The 21,186-nt window shown below is 40.6% G+C and carries 29 protein-coding genes; 9 read left to right on the top strand and 20 right to left on the bottom strand.

Features of this window, described 5'->3' with window-relative positions; translation table 11 throughout:
- Nucleotides 1-156 precede the first annotated feature (156 nt).
- The 5 genes from C9414_RS09125 to cdaS form a co-directional block, all read right to left on the bottom strand.
- Nucleotides 157-2,073 (bottom strand): vWA domain-containing protein, encoded by a 1,917-nt coding sequence (locus C9414_RS09125; protein WP_047203293.1) that lies wholly within the window; start codon nt 2,071-2,073, stop codon nt 157-159.
- An 11-nt stretch (nt 2,074-2,084) separates the two neighbouring features.
- Nucleotides 2,085-2,963 (bottom strand): ATP-binding protein, encoded by an 879-nt coding sequence (locus C9414_RS09120; protein WP_047203292.1) that lies wholly within the window; start codon nt 2,961-2,963, stop codon nt 2,085-2,087.
- 89 nt (nt 2,964-3,052) lie between these two features.
- The gene (locus tag C9414_RS09115; protein ID WP_039179302.1) at nt 3,053-3,631 is read right to left on the bottom strand and encodes a superoxide dismutase family protein; all 579 of its coding nucleotides are present in this window, start codon (nt 3,629-3,631) and stop codon (nt 3,053-3,055) included.
- 78 nt (nt 3,632-3,709) lie between these two features.
- Nucleotides 3,710-5,035 (bottom strand): C40 family peptidase, encoded by a 1,326-nt coding sequence (locus C9414_RS09110; RefSeq protein WP_142398055.1) that lies wholly within the window; start codon nt 5,033-5,035, stop codon nt 3,710-3,712.
- 404 nt (nt 5,036-5,439) lie between these two features.
- The gene (gene cdaS, locus C9414_RS09105) at nt 5,440-6,066 is read right to left on the bottom strand and encodes a sporulation-specific diadenylate cyclase CdaS (protein ID WP_039179307.1); all 627 of its coding nucleotides are present in this window, start codon (nt 6,064-6,066) and stop codon (nt 5,440-5,442) included.
- An 82-nt stretch (nt 6,067-6,148) separates the two neighbouring features.
- Here cdaS and C9414_RS20495 point away from each other — a divergent pair, with 82 nt between their 5' ends.
- Entirely contained in the window at nt 6,149-6,274 is a 126-nt protein-coding gene (locus tag C9414_RS20495) for a hypothetical protein (protein WP_008359993.1), read from the top strand.
- A 59-nt stretch (nt 6,275-6,333) separates the two neighbouring features.
- Nucleotides 6,334-7,695 carry an MATE family efflux transporter gene (locus C9414_RS09100; RefSeq protein WP_107163462.1) on the top strand — a complete coding sequence of 454 codons (1,362 nt, stop codon included), beginning with the start codon at nt 6,334-6,336 and terminating at the stop codon, nt 7,693-7,695.
- A 43-nt stretch (nt 7,696-7,738) separates the two neighbouring features.
- Here the strand turns inward: C9414_RS09100 and bshB2 are convergent, their stop codons facing one another.
- From bshB2 to rarD, 4 genes are all read right to left on the bottom strand, one after another.
- Nucleotides 7,739-8,404, bottom strand: coding sequence for a bacillithiol biosynthesis deacetylase BshB2 (gene bshB2 / locus C9414_RS09095; protein WP_039179311.1), 666 nt, complete (start codon nt 8,402-8,404; stop codon nt 7,739-7,741).
- Between the two features lie 18 nt (nt 8,405-8,422).
- Complete coding sequence (locus tag C9414_RS09090; protein WP_008359999.1) at nt 8,423-8,773, bottom strand: YojF family protein; 351 nt, start codon at nt 8,771-8,773, stop codon at nt 8,423-8,425.
- The gene (locus tag C9414_RS09085) at nt 8,770-9,051 is read right to left on the bottom strand and encodes a hypothetical protein (RefSeq protein ID WP_024428326.1); all 282 of its coding nucleotides are present in this window, start codon (nt 9,049-9,051) and stop codon (nt 8,770-8,772) included. The genes C9414_RS09090 and C9414_RS09085 overlap by 4 nt, the downstream gene beginning before the upstream one ends.
- A 78-nt stretch (nt 9,052-9,129) precedes the next feature.
- Nucleotides 9,130-10,041 (bottom strand): EamA family transporter RarD, encoded by a 912-nt coding sequence (gene rarD / locus C9414_RS09080; protein WP_241218592.1) that lies wholly within the window; start codon nt 10,039-10,041, stop codon nt 9,130-9,132.
- Nucleotides 10,042-10,127: 86 nt separating this feature from the next.
- On the opposite strand from rarD, the gene C9414_RS09075 reads away from it, so the two are divergent.
- On the top strand, nt 10,128-10,601 hold the full coding sequence (locus C9414_RS09075; RefSeq protein ID WP_039179316.1) for an Hsp20/alpha crystallin family protein: 474 nt from the start codon (nt 10,128-10,130) through the stop codon (nt 10,599-10,601).
- A 40-nt stretch (nt 10,602-10,641) separates the two neighbouring features.
- On the opposite strand, the gene C9414_RS09070 is transcribed toward C9414_RS09075, so the two are convergent.
- Nucleotides 10,642-10,860 (bottom strand): hypothetical protein, encoded by a 219-nt coding sequence (locus tag C9414_RS09070; RefSeq protein WP_024422697.1) that lies wholly within the window; start codon nt 10,858-10,860, stop codon nt 10,642-10,644.
- Between the two features lie 75 nt (nt 10,861-10,935).
- Nucleotides 10,936-11,268, bottom strand: coding sequence for a transcriptional regulator YodB (gene yodB, locus C9414_RS09065; protein ID WP_041085725.1), 333 nt, complete (start codon nt 11,266-11,268; stop codon nt 10,936-10,938).
- Nucleotides 11,269-11,406: 138 nt separating this feature from the next.
- Between yodB and C9414_RS09060 the strand changes: the two genes are divergently transcribed.
- The 3 genes from C9414_RS09060 (at nt 11,407) to C9414_RS09050 (ending at nt 13,953) form a co-directional block, all read left to right on the top strand.
- Nucleotides 11,407-12,024, top strand: a complete 618-nt coding sequence (locus tag C9414_RS09060; protein WP_095408800.1) for a nitroreductase family protein — start codon at nt 11,407-11,409, stop codon at nt 12,022-12,024.
- 238 nt (nt 12,025-12,262) lie between these two features.
- Nucleotides 12,263-12,466: a DUF3311 domain-containing protein gene (locus C9414_RS09055; RefSeq protein WP_024422700.1), complete on the top strand. Its 204-nt coding sequence runs from the start codon at nt 12,263-12,265 to the stop codon at nt 12,464-12,466.
- The gene (locus C9414_RS09050; RefSeq protein ID WP_039179321.1) at nt 12,466-13,953 is read left to right on the top strand and encodes a sodium:solute symporter family protein; all 1,488 of its coding nucleotides are present in this window, start codon (nt 12,466-12,468) and stop codon (nt 13,951-13,953) included. Before C9414_RS09055 ends, C9414_RS09050 begins: the two co-directional genes overlap by 1 nt.
- 34 nt (nt 13,954-13,987) lie before the next feature.
- Here the strand turns inward: C9414_RS09050 and C9414_RS09045 are convergent, their stop codons facing one another.
- Nucleotides 13,988-15,373, bottom strand: a complete 1,386-nt coding sequence (locus C9414_RS09045) for a S41 family peptidase (RefSeq protein ID WP_107163460.1) — start codon at nt 15,371-15,373, stop codon at nt 13,988-13,990.
- 150 nt (nt 15,374-15,523) lie between these two features.
- On the opposite strand from C9414_RS09045, the gene C9414_RS09040 reads away from it, so the two are divergent.
- Both C9414_RS09040 and C9414_RS09035 read left to right on the top strand, forming a co-directional pair.
- Entirely contained in the window at nt 15,524-16,222 is a 699-nt protein-coding gene (locus tag C9414_RS09040; RefSeq protein ID WP_107163459.1) for a class I SAM-dependent methyltransferase, read from the top strand.
- A 92-nt stretch (nt 16,223-16,314) separates the two neighbouring features.
- Nucleotides 16,315-16,566, top strand: a complete 252-nt coding sequence (locus C9414_RS09035) for a hypothetical protein (protein ID WP_048239413.1) — start codon at nt 16,315-16,317, stop codon at nt 16,564-16,566.
- A 50-nt stretch (nt 16,567-16,616) separates the two neighbouring features.
- Here the strand turns inward: C9414_RS09035 and C9414_RS09030 are convergent, their stop codons facing one another.
- The 5 genes from C9414_RS09030 to C9414_RS09010 form a co-directional block, all read right to left on the bottom strand.
- On the bottom strand, nt 16,617-17,447 hold the full coding sequence (locus C9414_RS09030; protein ID WP_047203283.1) for a M15 family metallopeptidase: 831 nt from the start codon (nt 17,445-17,447) through the stop codon (nt 16,617-16,619).
- 68 nt (nt 17,448-17,515) lie between these two features.
- A complete protein-coding gene (gene deoD / locus C9414_RS09025; protein ID WP_012010274.1) occupies nt 17,516-18,211 on the bottom strand; it encodes a purine-nucleoside phosphorylase in 696 nt (231 codons plus the stop codon).
- A 112-nt stretch (nt 18,212-18,323) separates the two neighbouring features.
- Nucleotides 18,324-18,641 carry a hypothetical protein gene (locus C9414_RS09020; protein ID WP_107163458.1) on the bottom strand — a complete coding sequence of 106 codons (318 nt, stop codon included), beginning with the start codon at nt 18,639-18,641 and terminating at the stop codon, nt 18,324-18,326.
- Nucleotides 18,642-18,695: 54 nt separating this feature from the next.
- Nucleotides 18,696-19,304, bottom strand: a complete 609-nt coding sequence (locus C9414_RS09015; RefSeq protein WP_047203281.1) for a phosphatase PAP2 family protein — start codon at nt 19,302-19,304, stop codon at nt 18,696-18,698.
- Between the two features lie 50 nt (nt 19,305-19,354).
- Nucleotides 19,355-19,525, bottom strand: coding sequence for a YozD family protein (locus C9414_RS09010; RefSeq protein WP_064497481.1), 171 nt, complete (start codon nt 19,523-19,525; stop codon nt 19,355-19,357).
- Nucleotides 19,526-19,644: 119 nt separating this feature from the next.
- On the opposite strand from C9414_RS09010, the gene C9414_RS20490 reads away from it, so the two are divergent.
- On the top strand, nt 19,645-19,779 hold the full coding sequence (locus C9414_RS20490) for a hypothetical protein (RefSeq protein WP_255290989.1): 135 nt from the start codon (nt 19,645-19,647) through the stop codon (nt 19,777-19,779).
- Here C9414_RS20490 and C9414_RS09005 read toward each other — a convergent pair.
- The 3 genes from C9414_RS09005 to C9414_RS08995 form a co-directional block, all read right to left on the bottom strand.
- Complete coding sequence (locus tag C9414_RS09005; protein ID WP_039179337.1) at nt 19,776-20,456, bottom strand: hypothetical protein; 681 nt, start codon at nt 20,454-20,456, stop codon at nt 19,776-19,778. The two genes, C9414_RS20490 and C9414_RS09005, sit on opposite strands and share 4 nt — an antisense overlap.
- A gap of 144 nt (nt 20,457-20,600) precedes the next feature.
- Complete coding sequence (locus tag C9414_RS09000) at nt 20,601-20,825, bottom strand: YozE family protein (protein WP_024422709.1); 225 nt, start codon at nt 20,823-20,825, stop codon at nt 20,601-20,603.
- 79 nt (nt 20,826-20,904) lie between these two features.
- Entirely contained in the window at nt 20,905-21,186 is a 282-nt protein-coding gene (locus tag C9414_RS08995; protein WP_047203280.1) for a YokU family protein, read from the bottom strand.

Below are 21,186 nucleotides of genomic sequence, written 5' to 3'. Positions count from 1 at the left end.
AATGACCAAATTTATGTAATAAAACGCTTCCAATAATATTCTACCACTGTTTTGGATTACTTTCTACATTCTTTGTTCAATTAAAGATAAAAAATTCACAGAAAAACAAAAAATTTAAATCATTCCGAAAAATAATTTGAAGAAAGGGGCAAAACCTTATGCCCCAATGCTTTTATGCAGCAGTTTCTTCAGTAATGGATATAAAACATCTGGCAATGTATCGACATCTGGTACAAAAATGCTGAACTTGCCATACATATCTTGAATGGTTTTCATCTGTGCTTCTTCTATCGGCGAATTGGATAAAAACACATTGATCACTTCAATGCCCTTTTTCCTCGCTTCAAGAACTGCTTCATGCGTATCGACAATCCCATTTTGTTCGTAGCTGAACGCAGCTGGTTCTCCGTCTGAAAAGACAATCAGAAACTTTTGCTCTTCTCTTCGCTTTAAAATCATCTTTGTCATTTGGCGAATCGCATAACCATCCCGATTATCCTCTTCTGGCTCAAGAGACATAATAGAAGGCCCTGCATCAAATAAAGAATCTTTGAACGACACAACTGTGTTGAAATAGTTTGGCTGACTTGTTTCTGTTGCGTCGTTTGTATCTTCCCAAAACCCAACAATTTGATGTGGGACTTGTACGGATTTTAACGCTTCATGAAATAGAACAATGCCTTTTTTCGTCTCGTCCATCTTGTCAAACATGCTCGCTGAACAGTCTACTAATAAGGTGAAAACAGCATCAATCTGAGAAGACGGTGCTTGTTTTTTATAGAAAAGACGCGGATTAGACTCTGTAAAGTAGCGAATCAGCTTTTTGCTGAGACGTCCTGCATGAAGGTCCGTTTTAGGCCAAGATTTTTTATGTTCAAGAGTTTTTTGGATCATTTGTTTTAAGCGTTTTTGGTAAGGCTCAATTTCCTTCGCATGCTGCTTGTATACATTGATTTGTTCTGGCATAGGCGGATCTGGTGAAATCATGACTGGAAACGCATATTTGTTCTCTTTTCCATTTTCATGACCATCTGCTCCGCTTTCTTCACCTTCAGCCTCTTCCAGCGCCTCAAGCTTTGAATAATCTTTTCGGTGTGTTTGCTTTGCAGAGCCTTGGACAGTTCCGAGTGCCTGATCTCCGTCATCGCCTTCTCTTGCTGCATCCTTACCAAGATCACTTTTACCGCCATGCTCTAAATCAAATTGAAGGAAGCTTTTTGATGGCGCTTCGGTTTCTCGATGCCATACTTCCATGTACTCTTGGTGAATGTCTTCATCGCCTGCTTTTTCCCGGTCGACTTTGATGTCCTCACTTAATTTAGGTTTTCTTTTTAAGTCATGGAACAGTGGTTCTTTTGCCGCTTGTTCATAGTCCAATTCAGGGAAGAAAAAGTACGTGTTCAGCATGTCCTTTTCAAGCAGCTCATCAAAGCCTTCCATCAATTCTTTGACAATAGCTGCAATGTCTGCTGTTGAACCCGCATCATACACACGTTCAAGACTTGACTCAATAAACGGAATCATCGGATTGATCTGCTCATGAAGAGGCGGAATCTCTTCGAGCGGAGAATCAGCTGTCAGCTTCACATAAATCGCACAAAAGAGTGCATCCGTTAATATGCTTCGTTCTCTGTTGATCGTTAATTGTGTCTTAAAGTGACGCCGGTATAGCTCTCTTCTTCGTTTAAATACCTTTTTTGTTCCTGGGCGGTCATGTTTAATCCGCTCTTCAATCCGGATATCTTCAAACAGCATAAACAATTGTTTACATACATCAGGAATGGATAATGTATGCGCATAGCGAACGATCTCCTGAAATACAGTAAGATCACTATAAACGGTCCCTACTGCACGAAGGAACACATCACTTTTCAGCCCTGCTAGCATATCTTCTTGTTTACGATCATCCCAAAAATGACTGATAAAAATTTTCTTTTCAAACGGTTCATAGTAGGACTGCACACCGTATTCAAGCTCGACATCATCACTTTTTGCTAACGTTTTAGCTAAATCCGTTAATTCCATAAATAGAAATGAATCGATTCTGCTGTCATTAAATTTGATGAATTTCAATAGTCAGAACCTCACTCGAATAATGTTTGGGCGATATTTCTTACCGCTGCTTTTTCCCGGTCATCTTCCAGTTTTTCAACAATCCCTCGTTCAACGGCACGAAGCGGCGGGATGTATTGCGCAAGATCACAAGTATCTAGGAGCGCGCGGATGGATGCTGCTTCTTCACTCACCTGACCGTTATGAGCTTGTGTAATGAGGTCTGATGAGAGCTGAACGAATTGATCAATTAACCGCTCATCCTTTAAAACAGATTGAGATTGCAACACATCTTTCAGGATACCGCCGCCGATATATGGAACGTCAATGACAACAAATCGGTTTTTTAACGCTTCATTTAGCGGCACTGTGCCTACATACCCTTCATTGATTGCCGCAATGACGCCAAAGCCTTCTTCTGCTCGAACAACCTCACCTGTAAATGGGTTTGTCATCATTTTTCTGTAGTCGAGTACACCATTTAAAATAGGAAGTGTTTCTGGCTTCGCCATGTTAATTTCATCAATATATAAAAGATGGCCTTTTTTCATTGCTTTTGTCACAGGTCCTTCGATGAATTCAATCGAAGCCACCTGACCATCATTATGAATGGTTTTATAGCCAATCAAGCTTTCAGCATCAAGATCAACCGAGCAGTTCACACTGTGCATCGGCTGCTGAAAGAAAGCGGATAATGTTTCTGCTAGTTTTGTTTTACCTGAGCCGGTCGGACCCTTTAAAAGAACGTTTTTTCCTAGTGCTAATGCAATCATGGCATCTTGAATGATAGAAGTATCCTGTGATTCATAGCCGCCTGTTCCAATAAGTGGACGAAATTCATCTTCCAACACTTTTGCTTTTGCTTCAATCATTGCTTGAATTTCTTCTGGGAGTGATTGTTCGTTAAACATGTATGATTAATTCCTCTCTTCGATCATTTTCCTCACCAAGTATACTAAAAAAACCTTTATGCACTCAATACATAAAGGTTAGACTTCTGTTATTTTACCATTTCTTTTGTCATTGATCCGCAAGCGATGCGTTTCCCTGAGTTTCCAGAAGGGTTACTTAAGTAATCATCTGCTTCTGCATGAATGATAAAGCTTCGCCCATTTTGATCGATTAATTGATTTGGGCCTCCCTTTAACGTCACATCTGGTACGTTCACGACAACATCGATTTGTCCATCTGCCCCTACCTCTAAATTAGGCATATCTCCAGCATGGTGCCCTTTTGGATTGTCAAAACCATGCTCTCTATGGGTTGGATTAAAGTGAGCTCCTGCCGTTTCAAAATCTGGCGTTTCACATATTCCTGTTTCATGAATATGAAAACCGTGAGGACCTGGCGGCAGCCCTTTCGCCTTCACATGCAAATCCAGCCCATTTTCTGAGGATTCTCTGATTTCAATGCTTCCTATTTTTTGCCCGCTTTCGTTTATAAGTGACGTCGTGACTGGTGATTGTTTAGGTGCGGCAACTTCGCTTGTTTCTTCTGTCATTTCTTTTTTCGGCGGTGCATGACATGCTGACGCAGTAAAGACCAAACATATCATGATCATCCACACTGACTTTTTCATTTATGACTGCCCCCTTTTGTTATCAGTATGGACAATCACAGCAGCGGGCAAACAAAAAAAGCCGAAAATCGGCTTTTTTTAGAAGAAACGTTTTGCACCTAAGTAGGCTTTTTTCCAATATGGGTTGCTTAGGTTCGAGATCCCTACTCCATTGTCACTTGCATGAAGGAAATCTCCCCCGCCAAGGTATAGTCCCATATGAGAAGGGCCCGCTTTATACGTTGTAAAATAAACAAAATCTCCAACTTGTGGTGTGCTAACAGAAGTCATCATATTCCAGTAGCCTGCTGTGCTTAGTCTGGATACAGATGAAACTTTGTTAATGAGATAGTAAACAAAGCCGCTGCAGTCAAATCCTGCTGGAGTATTACCACCCCATCTGTAAGGAACGCCTGTCAGCTTTTTCCCCTCTTGGATCATTGTCGTGATCTTTGCGTTCATTGGTACATCGTTTTTGTTATTGTTGACCGGAGTTGTTGAACCGTTAGACGTAGAACCGTTCGATCCAGTTGAGCCGGAAGCTGCACCATTAATTTTTAATACTTGTCCAATTCTAAGCACATCACTTTTCAAGCTGTTGGCTGTGCGGATGGATTGAACCTGTACTTTGAATTGATTCGCAATTTTCCATAACGAATCGCCTGATTTTACAGTATAAGATGTTGTTTTCCCGCTAGAAGACTGGTTACTGTTTGAATTGCTTGGTTTAGTAGGTTTTGACTGACTTGGTTTTGATGCAGCCGTCCCTTTTACTTTCAATACTTGATTCGGATAAATCATATCAGATTTTAATCCGTTCAATGTTTTGATTTCACCAATCGACATATTTAGCGAATTCGCAATTTTCCAAAGAGAATCCCCTAATTTAACCTTGTATGTACTTGAAGACGATGAACTATTTGAGTTCGTTGTCTTATTGCTTGAGCTGGAATTTGAAGATGAGTTTGAATTTGATGACTGGCTTCCGCTCGTCTTCGTGCTGCCAGATACCTTTAGCTTTTGACCAGGACGAATCAAGTCGCTGTTTAAGCTGTTTAGGCTTTTTAAGCTCGCAACTGACATTTTATGATTTTTTGCAATCAGCCATAAAGAATCTCCAAGCTTTACAGTGTAGCTGGAAGTCGTTGAGGCACTTGATTTCTTCGTTGCTTTTGATCCTGTTGATGAACTGGATTTCTTGCTTTTTTCGCTAGGAATTTTCAAGCTTTGTCCTGCAAAAATCATTGTCGTTTTTAATTGATTAAGAGATTGAAGCTCCGAAATACTTGTATTGTACTGTTCGGCAATCTTCCAAAGTGAGTCACCGCTTTTCACCTTGATCGTCTGTGCTTCTGCCGGTGCAGCAAACACAGCTGAGCCAGCGATCGCTGAAACTGTGAGGCCGGTTACTACTTTTTTCTTCATAAAGAAATCTCCGCCTTTCGTAATTTGGTTCATTAAGACTTATGTACTAGTTTCGAGTTTAGCATTTAATGGTTCTGCTTCTCTTGCACTATTTTATCTTTATTTCTATTATATTACTCGACATGAAGACGTTGGGCAATAACAAATAGGCTAAAGCAGCCAACTCAAAATGCTAAAAAACAAAGCCATATCGTTTCTATCGGCTGTTTGTTTTATTTATAAACATTTTTTAAGGAATTTTTAAGTTGACGTTTAGAAATTTGTCAAAACAAGCACGCTGCTAGTTTCATAGTTCTATTCTACATGACAAATTTTTCTGTATCAAATGACTTTTTGCTTAATTGCCTATTTTTTCTCCACAAATAAAAAAGCATCCTTCCGAATGAAGAATGCAGCGTTCGTTTTTATTTTCTTATTTCCGGATCTTTTACGGTAAGCGGATAAAGCACGCCTTCTTTCGCAAACGACATTTTTCCCGTTTCTTCTGATACGACAAGAACAAGTGCATCGGTCATACCAGAGAGTCCGATCGCTGCCCTGTGCCTTGTGCCGAGCGACGGGCTCACTTTTTTTGATGTAAGCGGCAGCACATTTGCAGCAGAAACAAGTGTATTTTCTTTGACTAAAAGAGCCCCATCATGAAGTGGATTTCCCGGGTAAAAAATGCTTTCTATTAAGGAAGCACTAATTTTCGCATGGAGGTTTGTCCCTTTTTGAATAAAATCTTCAACCTCATCCCTTCTTTGGATCACAATGAGTGCACCATGCTTTTGTTTTGATAAATGCTCAATGGCTAAAGAAAATTGAGCAAATCCTGGTGTGAATTCTTCCATATACGCTTGCAAATAAAACGACGAAGCCTCTGCATGCATTTCATTAAACTGATCATGCAATGATTCGAGATCACAAAGTAAGCACTGCTCTGTTTCATCAAGAGAATCAATGATGTCACTTGCATCCTTCATAATGTTCATCAAGTGTGTTCTCATTCCGGCTTTAAATATGACTTCTTCGTTCGTCCGGTGGATCATCTGACCTTTTCCCTCCTTCTTTCGCTTGTTGTTATAAAATAGCAAATTGTGCACATTCTATTTGTATGGAGGTGAACTTAATATGACCATTCAGAAAATCATCCAATATGCTTGCAGCATTTTAGGTGTTGTCAGTCTTTCTTTTATTTATGCCCAAATGTTTAAAAAAACGAAGCCATCTAAGAAAAATAATCCGACGGAGAATTGATTTTTTTACATAGCATGATATAATTCCTCTCGTTATTTCTGTTCAGAGAGGAACTTATGATGAGAGAAACGAATAGCATTCGAGCAAAGCTGACACTATTTTTAACCATTTTGATTCCGATTTTAATCACCCAAGCAGGTCTTTCACTTATTACCTTTTTAGATACGGTGATGTCTGGAAAAGTAAGTGCAGAAGACCTTGCGGGTGTTGCGATCGGTTCTAGTATTTGGACACCTGTTTATACAGGACTTGCCGGTATTTTAATGGCCGTTACTCCAATTGTGGCTCAGCTGATGGGGGCTGGGCATAAAGAAGATGTTCCCCGGGCTGTCTTTCAGGCGATTTATTTATCCTTTCTTTTAAGTATCGCTGTGATTGTCATTGGTACGATCAGCGTTCCTTATATACTCGGAGGACTTGGACTCGAGCAATCTGTAGAGGAAATTGCTCAGCATTTTCTCAGCTTTCTTGCGTTTGGCATCATCCCGCTGTTTGGTTATTCGGTGCTAAGGTCATTTATTGATGCATTAGGGAAAACACGTGTGACGATGTTCATCACGCTCACAGCACTTCCTATTAACTTTGTTTTAAATTACGTATTGATTTTTGGAAATTTTGGCTTTCCAAAGCTTGGCGGTGCGGGTGCCGGCCTTGCATCTGCAATGACGTATTGGGCGATTTTCATCATGAGTATTTGTATTGTCGTTAAAGCAGAGCCATTCGCCTCATTTCGTTTGTTTCAAAAACTGCCTCGAATGAATATCTCCCGTGTAGGGCAAATACTGAAAATTGGCCTTCCTATCGGGTTTGCGATCTTTTTTGAAACGAGTATCTTTGCAGCAGTGACGCTTTTAATGGGTCACTTTGATACCATTACAATCGCCAGTCACCAAGCAGCGATGAACTTTGCTTCTATTCTTTATATTTTACCGCTTAGTATCTCTATGGCTTTAACGATCGTTGTTGGGTTTGAAGCGGGGGCTAAGAGATATAAAGACGCGCAAAGCTACAGCTATATCGGCATTGGTACGGCGGTATTATTCTCATTATGTACGGCCGCACTTATTTTGTTATTCAGACCAGAGATCGCTGGTTTATATACAGCTGAATCAGCTGTTTTACAAATGACACAGCACTTTTTGATTTACGCGATCTTCTTCCAGCTGTCAGATGCGATTGCTGCACCCATTCAAGGGGCTCTGCGCGGCTATAAAGACGTGAATTATACGCTGATTGCTGCCTTTGTCTCTTACTGGGTCATCGGTCTTCCTGCCGGTTATCTCATTGGCACATATACCTCCTTTGGTGCGTTTGGTTATTGGATAGGGCTGATTGCCGGCCTTGCCGCAGGTGCCATCGTCCTCTTTATCCGTCTCAGGTTGATTCAAAAACGTCAACTTCGATATGTATCGAATCACTAAATACAACAAAAAAGCAGCTGATCTATGTCAGCTGCTTTTTTGTTTAATCATTCCATTGGTACGTCCAGAAAATTTCTTCATCAAACCATTTTTGGACGACAGGTTCTTTGTTTTTCAGTTTTTGTTCCAGTTCTCTCAGCATGCCTTCTGTTTGCGTTCTATGCGCTCTCAGTGCATTTAATTTGATATCTGCAACATCTGTAATATCAATGACAATATCCGCATTTCCAAGCACTTCTTCTCTATTTTTCGTAATGGCCATGCAGTATGTGACAGGGCGGTCTTCTTTTTTCTTGCGGTATAGAGCACGAATCACAGCTTCGCCTGTCGCATCATGATCAGGGTGTACACCGTGCCCTGGATAAAACGTCACAATGAGTGTCGGTTTGACTTCATCAATGATGGATTCCATCACATCTGCCAAATACTCGTCGTCTTCAAATTCCAATGTTTTATCACGCAAGCCAAGCATACGTAAGTCTGTGATATCCATTTCTTTGCAGGCATTGATTAATTCCTGTTTTCTTAATTCCGGAAGTGTTTCACGGTTAGCATATGTTGGGCTTCCCATATTTCTGCCCATTTCCCCAAGTGTCCCACATGCATATGTGACGGGAATTCCGCGTTTTCTGCTTTGTGCAATGAGACCTGCAACCCCAAAGGATTCATCATCGGGGTGAGGCAGCATCACTAGTACATGTTCGTTCATGACTCGTCACCCTTTCTTCTACACCTGAAATGGTGTTTCACTAATTTGTAATGAGATCGCTAGTTTCCCGTCTGGCAAGTGCCCAGCTAAAAGCAGGCGGCCTTGGTCATCAAACACATAATCGGTTAATCCTTCTGCGTAAATCCAGCCATCTTCTGTTTTCATTCCAACACGGTATGGACCTTGTCCTTTTATTTTCGCCTGTGAATAGACGACTTTCGCGTTGCGGATATACGCCACAACCGTCATATTTTGTTCGTTTACATGAGCTGAATAAGAACCAGTTGTCGTTTCAAGATGAACGAAGACTGGACGATTTAAAAACGATTCAAGATGTGCTGTGACATCTTCCGTTTGAATTGGTTTCATGAGTGGTTCCTTCCTTCATTTTGAATTAATTCTCGCAGCTTTTTCGTATGTAAGCTGATCAGCTGCAGCTGATGATCATGCTTAAGCTCACTTTCTAAAATCCTCTCCACAGCAAGCACATACTTTTGATGTAATGATTTCCTCGCCCGCGGATGAGTTCGTGCATCAAGTAAATCATCACATATGGCCTCGTGTAAAGAAGACATATCATCAACATCAAGCTGACGATTTTTCCATAAAGATTGATAGGCGGCTGCAAGCTCATGAGCTGACGACATATGATCACCTCTACAGTTTTGGTAACAACTTATTATGACATGATCCGCCTGCAAAAAAAAGCAAACTGCTCGTTTGACTTAATGAGAATTCGCTGTTTTTTTCATGCGTAATTGAGAGGTGGTAAACAGTAAAATCGCCACCCAAATACAAAGAAACGTCACAATTTTAGCTGCGGATAAGTGTTCGTGATAGACAAACAGCCCTAAAAACAGCGTAATTGTCGGTGCAATGTATTGCAAAATGCCCACTTGATAAAGAGGAATTCTTTTTGCGCCTTCTGAGAATAAAAGAAGCGGCACGGCTGTAAAAACACCTGCAAAAAATAGGAGTCCGAGCGATCCGAAGCTGTTAGGATTCATAGTCACAACAGGTTCTTTTAAGAAAAATAATAAGTACACTAGTGCAGCCGGTGCGAGAAGCAGTGTTTCAATTGTCAAACCAATCGCGCTCGTGAAGCTCATCCTTTTTTTAATCAGACCATAAAAACCGAAGCTAAAGGCTAATAAGAAAGCAACGACAGGAAATGACCCGTATTGAACTGTTGAAAGGACCACCCCAAATGCGGCAATGAGGATGGCAATGGTTTGCCATTTATTTAGTCGTTCTTTTAAGAAAATAATCCCTAATAGAACGGATACAAGCGGATTAATATAGTACCCTAAACTTGCTTCTAGCATAAGACCATGATTGACTGCCCAAATATATACATACCAGTTGACCGAAATTAAAATAGCAGATAAAAGTAATGAAAAAAATGCTTTACCATCTAGTATGAGACCTTTTACTGTCTGCATCGCTGGGCGGACTTGTTTTAAATACAAAAGAATACCGCACATAAACACAAATGACCATACAATTCTGTGCGCTAAAATTTCGCCTGACGAAATATGCTCCATCAGCTTCCAATATAACGGGAATAAACCCCAGAGTGTAAAAGATGCTGCCGTGTAGAGAACACCTTTTGAATGCTGTTCGTTCAATGTAACCATCCCTTTCTAAATCTAACGTATATTATAGCACGCACGCTGACGAATGGGCATATACTAATTCAGGGCATTTAGAAAGGATGATTCGCATGTTCGACTGGAACCGATTATTCCCTTTTCAAAAGCAGTTCTCAAAAGAAGCCTTAAAGAATTCAGATCCTAAAGACGTTGAGCAGTATGTCAATCAAGTCATGGAAAGTGTATTCGGCTCCAATTATCCTGCTCAGTTCCCATTTCAGGACCCCCTTTCTCAAAATCAAAAAACGAGAGAAACTGACGTCCAAAAGGAAAAAGAGCCAGAAGTCGAAGTGTTCGAGACGACTGATCATGTGTTTGTCAAAATTGAACTTGCTCGTCCAAACACAGAAAAAGTCAAAATCAAACATACAGCCAATCTGCTGTTTATTGATCATTTTCCTGAAGAAGGGGCGCAGAAGAAAGTCGTCCTCCCTGCTGCTGTGAAGCGAAAAGGAACGAAGGCGTCGTACCAAGACGGTATATTGGAAATTATGTTTTTAAAGCATGATGATCCAGGAATTTCTGAAATTGATATTCCATTATAAAAAGCCTGCTTTGGAATGGAAGCAGGCTTACTCTTTTTTCTTAATAATATGGTGGATATCCGCCGCCATAAGGTGGTGGAGCAGGCGGTGGTGGCGGGGGGTAATATGGGCGGGGATAATTAAAAATCGCACTTCCTAGAAATCCGCCAAGCAGTCCGCCGACCAAAGGAGCGCCAAAACCAAAAAACAAAGGGACTCTGGATTCATATGGCGGAATGCCAGGGGCGCCGCCTCGAAAATACGGAGTATGAGGGTACATGCATTTCTCCTCCTTTGTCATGTGCCTAACATCAGCATATTCATCAGGAGTTAAAATGTTTGGGCAAACCTGAAACTAGGCTTGCTCCTTTTTGTCGTGAGTGTCTGTATACTCCCCTGCCCACCGAGATACCTCATGAAACACATCATGTAACGCATTCCCTTTTTCAGTTAAACTGTAAATGACTTTGACAGGCGTCTCAGGCAGGACAGTCCTCTCTATAATTCCTTCTTGCTCGAGCTCTTTTAAACGCTCTGCAAGCATTTTTTGACTAATAGACGGTATCGTGTCTGTGAGGTCTTTAAAACGCTTTGGACCATCAAGCAATACATGTATAATAAGCCCATTCCACCTTTTGCCTAGGAGTAAAAAAGCTTGCTGAATGTGTGGACATAATTGGAATTCCATAAATTTCAGCCTTTCTTTTCATGATTGTTTGACAAACTAACGGTGTACAATTTAAAATATGTCTAGTTACAATAAGTAAGTTTCTCACTTTTTAGTTATTGTACCATACTATTTGCAAAAACGGGAGGAAATATCCATATGGCGACCGATCAAAAAACGATTGACATCTTAAAACAAAGAGCTTCAGTAAAAGAGTATGACACTACTCATGAAATGACAAAAGAAGAGTTAACAGAGCTTCTTGAAATCACAACAAAAGCACCTTCTGCTTGGAACCTTCAACATTGGCACTTCACTGTTTTCCATAGTGCTGAAGCAAAAGCGAAGTTACTTCCAATCGCGTACAACCAAAAGCAAGTATCACAAGCATCAGCTGTTATTGCAGTTCTAGGTGACCTTGAAGCTAACCAAAATGGCGAAAAAATCTACAGTGAGCTGGCTGAACAAGGCTTTATTACTGAAGACATTAAAGAAACATTGATGACTCAAATCAATGGCGCATATCAAAGTGAGCAATATGCTCGAGAAGCAGCGTATTCAAATGCTTCATTAGCTGCTATGCAATTAATGATTGCGGCAAAAGCAATGGGCTATGATACGTGTGCAATGGGTGGCTTCAGTAAAGAAGCATACATCAAAGAATTCAATGTAAGCGGCCGCTACGAGCCAGTGATGCTGATTTCAGTTGGTAAAGCAGCAAAAGAAGCTCATAAAAGTAATCGTTTCGACATCGAAGAAGTATCTGATTTCCTTTAAAAATTGGCAAGGTCTCAGCTTTTATGCTGAGGCTTTTTTATTTGGTTTAAATATTATTTCTACATACTTTCTTTCACCTTCCCCCTCTTTACATCTTCACTCTTTCTCCTTTTTTAAGAATGAAAGCGTTATATTAGTATGATATCCACCAAAATGATTGTTTTTTCTGAAAATGGTCTTGTGATCTAATCTGACAACTGCTATTATTATGAAATTACAAAATATTCAGGAGGAAATCATGAACAAAAAATTGATGCTGGCACTACTTATCGCGATTCCATTCATTGGACAGCTCGCATTACTGCCATTTGCGAATCGCATTCATCCATTTGTCATCGGCCTTCCCTTTTTCCACTTCTGGCTCTTACTATGGATTGTACTCACACCAATTTGCACATTTATCATTTATAAGATGCAACATTCAAATGGAGGAACTGACTAATGCAAGGAAATTTAACAGCTTTATTGATTACTGCAAGTATTATTTTCATCGTCGTGGTCATCGGTTTTGCCGCTGGTCGTGACAAATCATCAAGACAGTCAGTAGAAGAATGGTCTGTCGGCGGAAGAAAATTTGGCGGACTGCTTGTCTGGTTCCTCGTTGGCGCAGACTTATATACAGCTTATACTTTTTTAGGGCTTACAAGTACAGCTTATACAGCTGGAAGCGTCGCTTTTTTCGCTATTCCGTATTCAGTCCTAGCTTATTTTATTGCTTATTTCTTTTTACCGAAACTATGGACGGTAGCGAAAAGTCACAACCTTACAACACTTGCCGATTATGCACGTGAGCGGTTTGACAGCAAGCTGTTATCTAGTTTGATTGCGATTGTTGGGGTACTTATGCTGATTCCTTATATTTGTCTTCAGCTGAGCGGGATTCAAGATACGTTAACTGTCGCTGGAACGAATTATATTAATGTCAATGCAGTTGTTATCATTTCATTTATTTTAGTCGCACTTTATACATTTTTCAGTGGTATTAAAGGTCCTACATATACAGCCATTATTAAGGATATTCTCGTTTGGGTGATCATGCTGTTTATGGTCGTTTCACTGCCAATTATTCATTTTAACGGCTGGACACCGATGATGAACACGTTAGCCAAAGAAGCGCCTCAACTTCTCACGATCCCTGAAGGCGGTCCTAAGGGGATTTTATGGTTCATTACTGCTTCAGGCGTTTCTGCCCTTGCTTTGTTTATGTGGGCACATGCGGCAACTGGGGTTTTTACAGCCAAAAGCGCAGATGCCATCCGTAAAAATAGCATGTTTTTGCCTCTTTATAATATTGTATTGATTTTGGTCATCTTCCTTGGATTTATTGCCTTTTTAGTCTTACCAGAAGATACAAATCCAAGATTTGCTCTTCTTCATTTAATTCAAACATCATATGGCGGCGTGATGCAGGGGCTCGCTTATTCAACGATTGCACTGGCTTCCCTCATTCCATGCTCCATCATGGCTATTGGCGCATCGAATTTATTTGCCAATAATTTATACCGTGACTTAATTCATCCGAATGTGTCACCTAAAAGATTGACCATCATTACACGTTCGATGGTATTTATCGTTATCGGGCTCGCTCTTTTATTCGGGATGCTGTTCCCAACTGCACTTGTCACACTTCAGCTCATTGGTGTTTCAGGAATGGTTCAAATCTTCCCAGCTATTGCCATCAGCTTGTTCTGGAAAAAACAATCGAGAGAAGCAACGATTGCTGGGTTAGTCATTGGAATCATCGTCACCTTTACAGCGAATATCTCACAAGTCACGTTTGGTCTTTATGAAGGTTTTCTTGGTTTACTAGCAAACGTCGTAGTCATCTTGATTTTAAATCCATTCTTCCAAAAGAAGGTCACATCCAATTCTGTCATGAATGAACTATTTGAAAAGGATGATGAAAAAACAGAAGCGATCACAAGATAAGAAAAAGCAGTCCCCTATGAGGACTGCTTTTTCTTTATTTCATTTCTTTTTTCAAGACTTCAATGGCTTTTTTCATTTGTGTATCGTTGTTCTTTAACTTATCTTGGATCTTTGTCATCAGAACGGTCGTTGTATCTCCTGTCAGAATACCGTCTACCTTTAAATCGTTGTCTGTTTGGAAGCTTTTGACGATAGTCTGGAATGCTTGATCGTATTCACCGTTTGCTTTTGCTTTGTAGCCGAGCGCTTGGAACATTTTTTGAGCCGCTTTGACTTCATCTCCATTGTCATTTAGCTCATACGATTTTTTCGGGCTTAAGTACGGCAGCTTTGCATAACTTGGAAGAGCTGCTTTGACCTGTGGTTCGATTCCTTTTTTGTGAATCCAAGAACCGTCTGGAGTCAGCCATTTTGCAATGGTTAACTTGACACTAGAACCGTCATTATAGTTTTGCGCATTTTGAACAGTTCCTTTGCCGAACGTCTTTTCACCCACAATTTGAATGCCTGAAGATTGGTGCAGAGCCGCCGCCATGATTTCAGCAGCGCTGGCTGAGCCGCCATTTACAAGAACAACTGCCGGCTGATGGACTTTGCGTTCTTTTTCAGCCTTGTACACTTGTTTCTTCCCTTTTTCTTCAACCTGCATAATGACTTTTCCTTTATCAATAAAGTCATTGCTCATTTCAATGGCTTCTGTCATAATGCCGCCTGGATTATCTCTGAGGTCAATGACAAAACCTTTTGCCCCTTTTTTCTCGAGGTCATCAATCGCTTTATCCAGCTCTTTCGATGTAGTTTCAGCAAAGGACGTAATTTGGATTTCTCCTATTTTGTCTTTTGTGAGTTTGGCATACACCGTTTCAAGCGGAATCGTGTCTCTTGTGATGGTCACATCTACATTGCCCACTCCTTGACGGTTGAGATGCAGCTGGACATCCGTTCCTTTTTTTCCTCTGATGAGAGAGACTGCTTTATTGACCGACATGCCTTTGGTACTTTTTCCATCCACTTTTAAAATATGATCATGAGGTTTCAAACCAGCTTTTTCAGCAGGAGAGCCTTTAATCGGAGCGACAATTAAAATTTGTCCATCCTTCTCTTCTACTTGTGCACCAATTCCTTCAAATGATGAAGAAATGGTGTTGTTAAATCCTTCGGCTTCCTCCTGATCCATATATGTAGAGTATGGATCATCAAGTGATGCAATCATTCCTTGGATCGCACCATCTACTAGTTTTTGATCATCCGTTTTTTCGTAATACTCATCCTTTACCTTCGTATACGCAGCCATGAGTTTACTAAACTTCTCGTCTCCAGAGACGCTGACAGCACCTTGTTTTGTGATCACAAATGTAATCGCAGAGGACAGTGCAGCAGTCACCAAAATGGCTACCACGAACTTCATTTGTTTTTTCAAAAAAACACCACCTTTATCTCCTTTCATTATTATCAAGGACGATGCTTCATCCGTCAACCAAAGGATCAACTTCTACTTGAAAAGATAAGCCATTTGCTCCTCTATTGCATAATCTTTAGAGAGGAACAGGATAAGGAAAGAAGGGATGATATGAGTGATTATGTAGAAATGCTTGCCTATTTTGGCGTATCAGGTGCCCATCCTGGCGGAATTGAGTTAACAAAAACGATGATTGAGCATATAAAACTGCCGCCTCATGCACGTATACTGGATGCCGGATGCGGTATAGGACAGACGGCCGCCTATTTAGGAAATATAGGTTATCAGGTGGAGGCCATTGATACTCATCCATTGATGATTGAAAAGGCGAACCTGCGATTCAAGCGGGAAGAACTGCCAACCCGTGCCTTAGAGGCATCCATTGAGCAGCTGCCCTTTCCAGATCAAGCGTTCTCTCTACTCATCAGTGAATCTGTTTTAAGCTTTACCAAGCTGCCTGTTGCACTTGCTGAGATCAAACGCGTCCTAGCTCCTGGCAGTCAATTGATTGCAAATGAAGCTGTGTTAAAAGCCCCTCTTACGCCTGAAGAGATGACCGTTGTTCGGGATTTTTATGGCTTTCACTCGCTTTTGTCGCTTGAAGAATGGAAGGAGCAGTTAACAGCAGCAGGCTTCCGTGACATTCAGATTCTCTCATTCGATGAACATATGGTACAGGAGGAACCAACAGAAATGGAATTATCTGAACACATACCGCCTTCTCTTTACGAGACACTGCAAACACACTACGATCTCATTCAAGCACACAGAAAGCAGCTAAGTCACATTCTATTTGAATGCACTGTATAAAATGAGCGAATCCCCTATATGTTTTGTCCAAACTCTATGAGGTCTCTCGCATAGGATAAGAGTGAAAAGAGTTTGTCATAAGGAGGAAAAACATGGAGCGCTACTACAAGCTTTGTCAGCAGCACATGGGGAAAGTCGCTAGAATCACTGATCGTAATGGCAGAGTACATGTCGGACGCATTGAGCGTGTGACAAACCGCAAAGTTTATATTCGTCCAGTCGGCGGGTCTCGCGGGGGCTATGGTTATGGCTATTGGGGCGGATATTATGGCTGGGGTGCAGCGTATGGCATCGGCCTCGGTTTCATTACCGGCTTCGCATTAGCAGGATTGTTCTTTTTTTAAAAGAAGAATAAGAGAAGGCCTCCCGAATAGCTGGGAGGCCTTTTACTTGTTTAGATTTTCTTTACTTTGTTCATGTATTCTTCAAATGTTAAATCGTGATCATGCATCGCTTTTGCGGCTTCTTTTCCCACATATCGCAAATGCCACGGCTCATACTCATATTTCGTAATGTCTTCTTTTCCTTTTGGATAACGGATGATAAAGCCATATTTATAGGCGTTTTTAGCCACCCATTTGCCATCTGGTGTTTCACCAAACTTTTCAGAGATCTCAAAGCCGGCACTTTTTGAGGAAATGTCCATGGCAAGACCTGTTTGATGTTCACTTTCGCCTGGTAAAGCGACTGCTTCTTGTGCTTTTTCTTTGCCTTTTAATTTGACCTCACTATCAAAAATGACTTTTTGACGGTCATAGGAGCGATAGCCAGATACTGCAGCAAGCTCGAAGTTTTCCTTTTTTGCACCTTTGAATAACTTCTCAAGCGCTTCCGCTGCTTCTTTGCGGATATATCGTTTTTCTATATCCTCCGAAAAAGAGAATTCTACTTTTGGCACAACGAGATCAGAAGGTTTATAGGTTCCTGGTAATGCATATTCTTTGTTAACAAGTGCTAGCACATTTTCAGGATTTTGAATGGTTTTCAGACCGCTCACAACCTTGATGTCATTGAAATATTCACTCTTTAACGTCAGCTCTTGATTCGATGAATCTGCCGTTTCGTTTGAGTTGTGCTGGGGAGATGAACTTGCTGCGTTTTTTTGTTCGTTTGTTTTGTTTGATTCAGATGTACCGCTTTTTTGATCCAGCAACTGGCAGCCTGATAGTGCGGCTGTCAAACCAAGAATCGATGCGATTGAGAGTATTTTGTAGCTTTTCTTCATGACATACCTTCCTTTTGCTCTTCTAAAAAAATAAAGATGCGCTACATAGTAGCACACCCTTTATACTATTATAAAACAGAGTCTAGCGCAATTAAGATCATTTCATCAAACGTTGTTTGACGCTCTTCAGCCGTTGTTTCTTCTCCTGTTAGAACATGATCACTCACTGTCAAAATGGATAACGCTTTTCGATCAAATTTTGCTGCAAGAGAATAAAGAGCGGTTGTCTCCATTTCGATCGCTAGGATACCATATTGAGCCATGAGCTCAAGTGGTTTTTCATTGTAAAATTGGTCTGCTGTAAATACATTTCCGACACGTACAGCGACATTTTTTGCTTCCGCTGTGTCATATGCTTTCTTGAGCAGGCCAAAATCAGCGCATGGCGCATAATCAATCGGTCCAAATGCCACACGGTTCATCTGTGAATCTGTTGATGATGTCTGCGCTAAAATGACGTCACGTACATTGACATCCCTTTTGATTGCCCCGCAAGAACCAACACGAATTAAGTTTTGAACATCATAGCTTTGAATGAGTTCATTCACATAAATCGAAATAGATGGTACGCCCATCCCAGTGCCCTGTACAGAAACACGTTTTCCTTTATAGGTTCCAGTATAGCCATACATTCCGCGCACTTCGTTATAGCACTCAACATCTTCTAAATATGTATCTGCAATATATTTCGCACGAAGCGGATCGCCTGGCAGCAATACCGTTTCTGCAATTTGTCCTTTTTCTGCTCCAATATGTACACTCATTTTTTAGCCTCCACTTACGTTTACTATGTATTTTATCCTATTTATTATAAACGATAGAGCTTAAAAAAGAAAATACCAGCTGGATCTCAAGCTGGCATCATTTATCATCTATTTAGCCTATCGTCATTAGTCGTTCACTGCGTTTCCATCCTGCCGGAGAGAGCTGATAATAGCACTTCCCCTTTTTCCTATCATCAATCACAACAATATCGCCAGTTGTGATAAACCGCGCATTGTAATCATTAGGGACTGTATCTTGTACATTAAATGTCGAGAATGCTTTCTCCAGTACATCAAGGTGTGTTCTGCCGCCAATCTTTGTCCGGTACACAGGCTGATGCCCACTTGCAGCGCCATATTCAGGTGTTTGATAAATGGTTAAGTGAAATGCTGAAGGTTTCTTTTGAAAAAATCTCAACGTCAATTGCATTCAAATCCCTCCCCTTTTATATAAAATTGGCTGGGATCTGTCAATTTCCTTCTTCTATTTTTGTCGAATGACAGGCAATCTTTCGTCAATCTTTTTACAAATGAGAAATAAAGCGAGTCCTATCGCAAAGCCTCCAGCGACATCTGTCAAATAATGCACGCCAATATACATCCGGCTGATGCCAATGACTAGGACTCCCAGTCCTGTGATTAAATAGACGATTTTCTGTCGTTTTTTCAGCCATGGAATCATCTCAACTAATAGATAAGCCATAAAAGGATAGATGGTGACTGCATTCATCGAATGTCCACTCGGAAAGCTGTAATACGTTTCACCTACAAGGTGATCAAAGGCCGGACGCTCTCTAGCAAAAAGCCCCTTTAATTCATGATTGATTGTTTTTTCTGTGAGATATAATAGAAAAAGCATCATGATAGAGTAGTAGCGCTTATACATAAACAATACCACACTAAAAATGAGCATGATTGGAACGAGCAGCGCGCTGATGCCAAAGTCTGTCAAAGCCAGCATGACATCATTTAAAAAAGGGAGTCTGATGCTTTCAAACCATAAGATGATCTGGTTGTCCAAATCTTGAAAAGCCCCAGATACCATGAGCGCAGCAATGGCGCCAAATAAAATGAAAAGAAATAGGATGTACACGCGAAGGATTCCCCTCCCTCTCTCTTCAGAATCTCTTCAAAGTATAGTGCCTACCACGCCTCTTCTTCAACTATCATTGCTTTTTTCAGCATATATTCAAATGTAATGTCAGCCAGCTCAAATGTTTCAAGCTCAGCAGGTATGTACCCTCTTTTGATCAGCTCCATGTAGAAGAACTCCGCAATTTCCTCTGTATCAATCACCAAATCTGCTTCTTTCATTGCATTCCGCCTCCTTTTTTATGATGTATGAACGCCAGCTGTTTTTTATTACAGTTTGTCATAATGGCTCATTCCATACATATAAATGCAGTAAACAAAAAGAAAAGGGGCTTGAAGCAATGAAATGGTTAAGCATATTAGATGGAGAAACATTTGATCAGGTGATGGGCCGTATCTTGAGGGGATGGTTTTATGTGATTGCATTTTTCTGTGTGCCTTATTTTTTATTCGTGTTAGGACAAGTCTTTCTTTAACCAAAATGTTCGTGTAAACTTTCCAAAATAAAATCCATCATATCCTTATATTCTGGATCTTTGAAAAATTCGTAAAGAATTTTATAATCGTTATAAATATCAAGAAGCTCATCCACTATAGATACAGCGAGAAATTCAAGTGAAGCTTCGCTTTCTTGTTTCTCTTCTAGCTGCAATAGAGCCGTTTGAACCATATCTTCTTCTAACTCTTTTGAGGTTTCTCCGACGTAATGCACAAAAAGAAGCTGATGAACAAACTGATCCATCTCATATTTCCTTAAGACAAGCGTTAAATCTTCCTCTTCTGTTTCCAGCCACTCTCCGTCTTTCAGCCTCGTAAGTTCGTAAATGACATCCTCCCAGCCATCTTCAAGGTAGCGCCAAATTTCGGTCCGATGACCGATGATTTTAAATAGCTCTTTTCCGTAATCTTTTACATATACAACATCGCCAATGAGGAACTCATATTCAATGTCCAGCTTTTCTGTATCGACAATCACCCCGCTATACTCATCGTAAAGCTGAAGTGATGTTTCAAAATAAAGCACCTCATTATGATTGACCTCATATAAATAGTGCTGGTCAATTTGATGGACTTTTGTAATCGTTCCGACTGTGCCGTACATGACAACGACGACAATATCCCCTACTTGATATTTTGGTGCTTTCGCCTTCATTCTGTCTCCCCCTTGCCCGACTTTTGGTCTTAACGTATCGTATGCCGGCGCAAGGAATTCTGCATGGGCAACCACACCATGCAAAACGCCATTTTATTTCTTATAAAAAAACCGCTTCTCCCATATGGAACAAGCGGTTGTGTGTTATTTTTTTTTGACTTCTACTTCGTATTGCTCAAACGCTTCGTCAAATGTTGTCATTGAGCTTAGATAATCACCATTTAATTCTAAATAAGCACACAGCTCATGATAATCAGTGGAAGCTTTAGGAAAGCTGTGATCTTCATACGCAGCATTTGCAAAATGGCTGATTTCATCTTTCGGTTTTGGATGTCTGAACTTCATTAAATAATGGTAAAACGACTTCACCTGTTTTTCCCTCCGCGACACTCTATTTTGTTGTTATATTATACAGCAATTTGATGACTTGTATAGGCGGAGGTACAACTTATGAAGAAAAGTCAAAGTAATTTCGCTTTAATAACCGCTCCATGCTCATTAATTCTTCATAGGAGATTTTTTCTGGAAGTTTTGTCTGGTCCACTAAAATTAATTGATCTTCAATCTCTTTGACCGTCTCATCCTTTTGATAGGTCATACCGCAGTGCGTGCAGGAGATGGACGGCGTTTCGATGATTTCAATTGATTGTGTGCCCGTGATCAGTTCCCAATAGACTGTTGTCTGCTTAGCATTTGCTTTCTTTTCCTCACACCAATCACATGTCAGCAA

This window comes from Bacillus sp. Nf3, assembly GCF_003028545.1.
GTDB classification, from domain to species: domain Bacteria; phylum Bacillota; class Bacilli; order Bacillales; family Bacillaceae; genus Bacillus; species Bacillus safensis.
The sequence above is the reverse complement of the archived record's forward strand: the minus strand, read 5'-3'. Positions and strand labels throughout refer to the sequence as shown.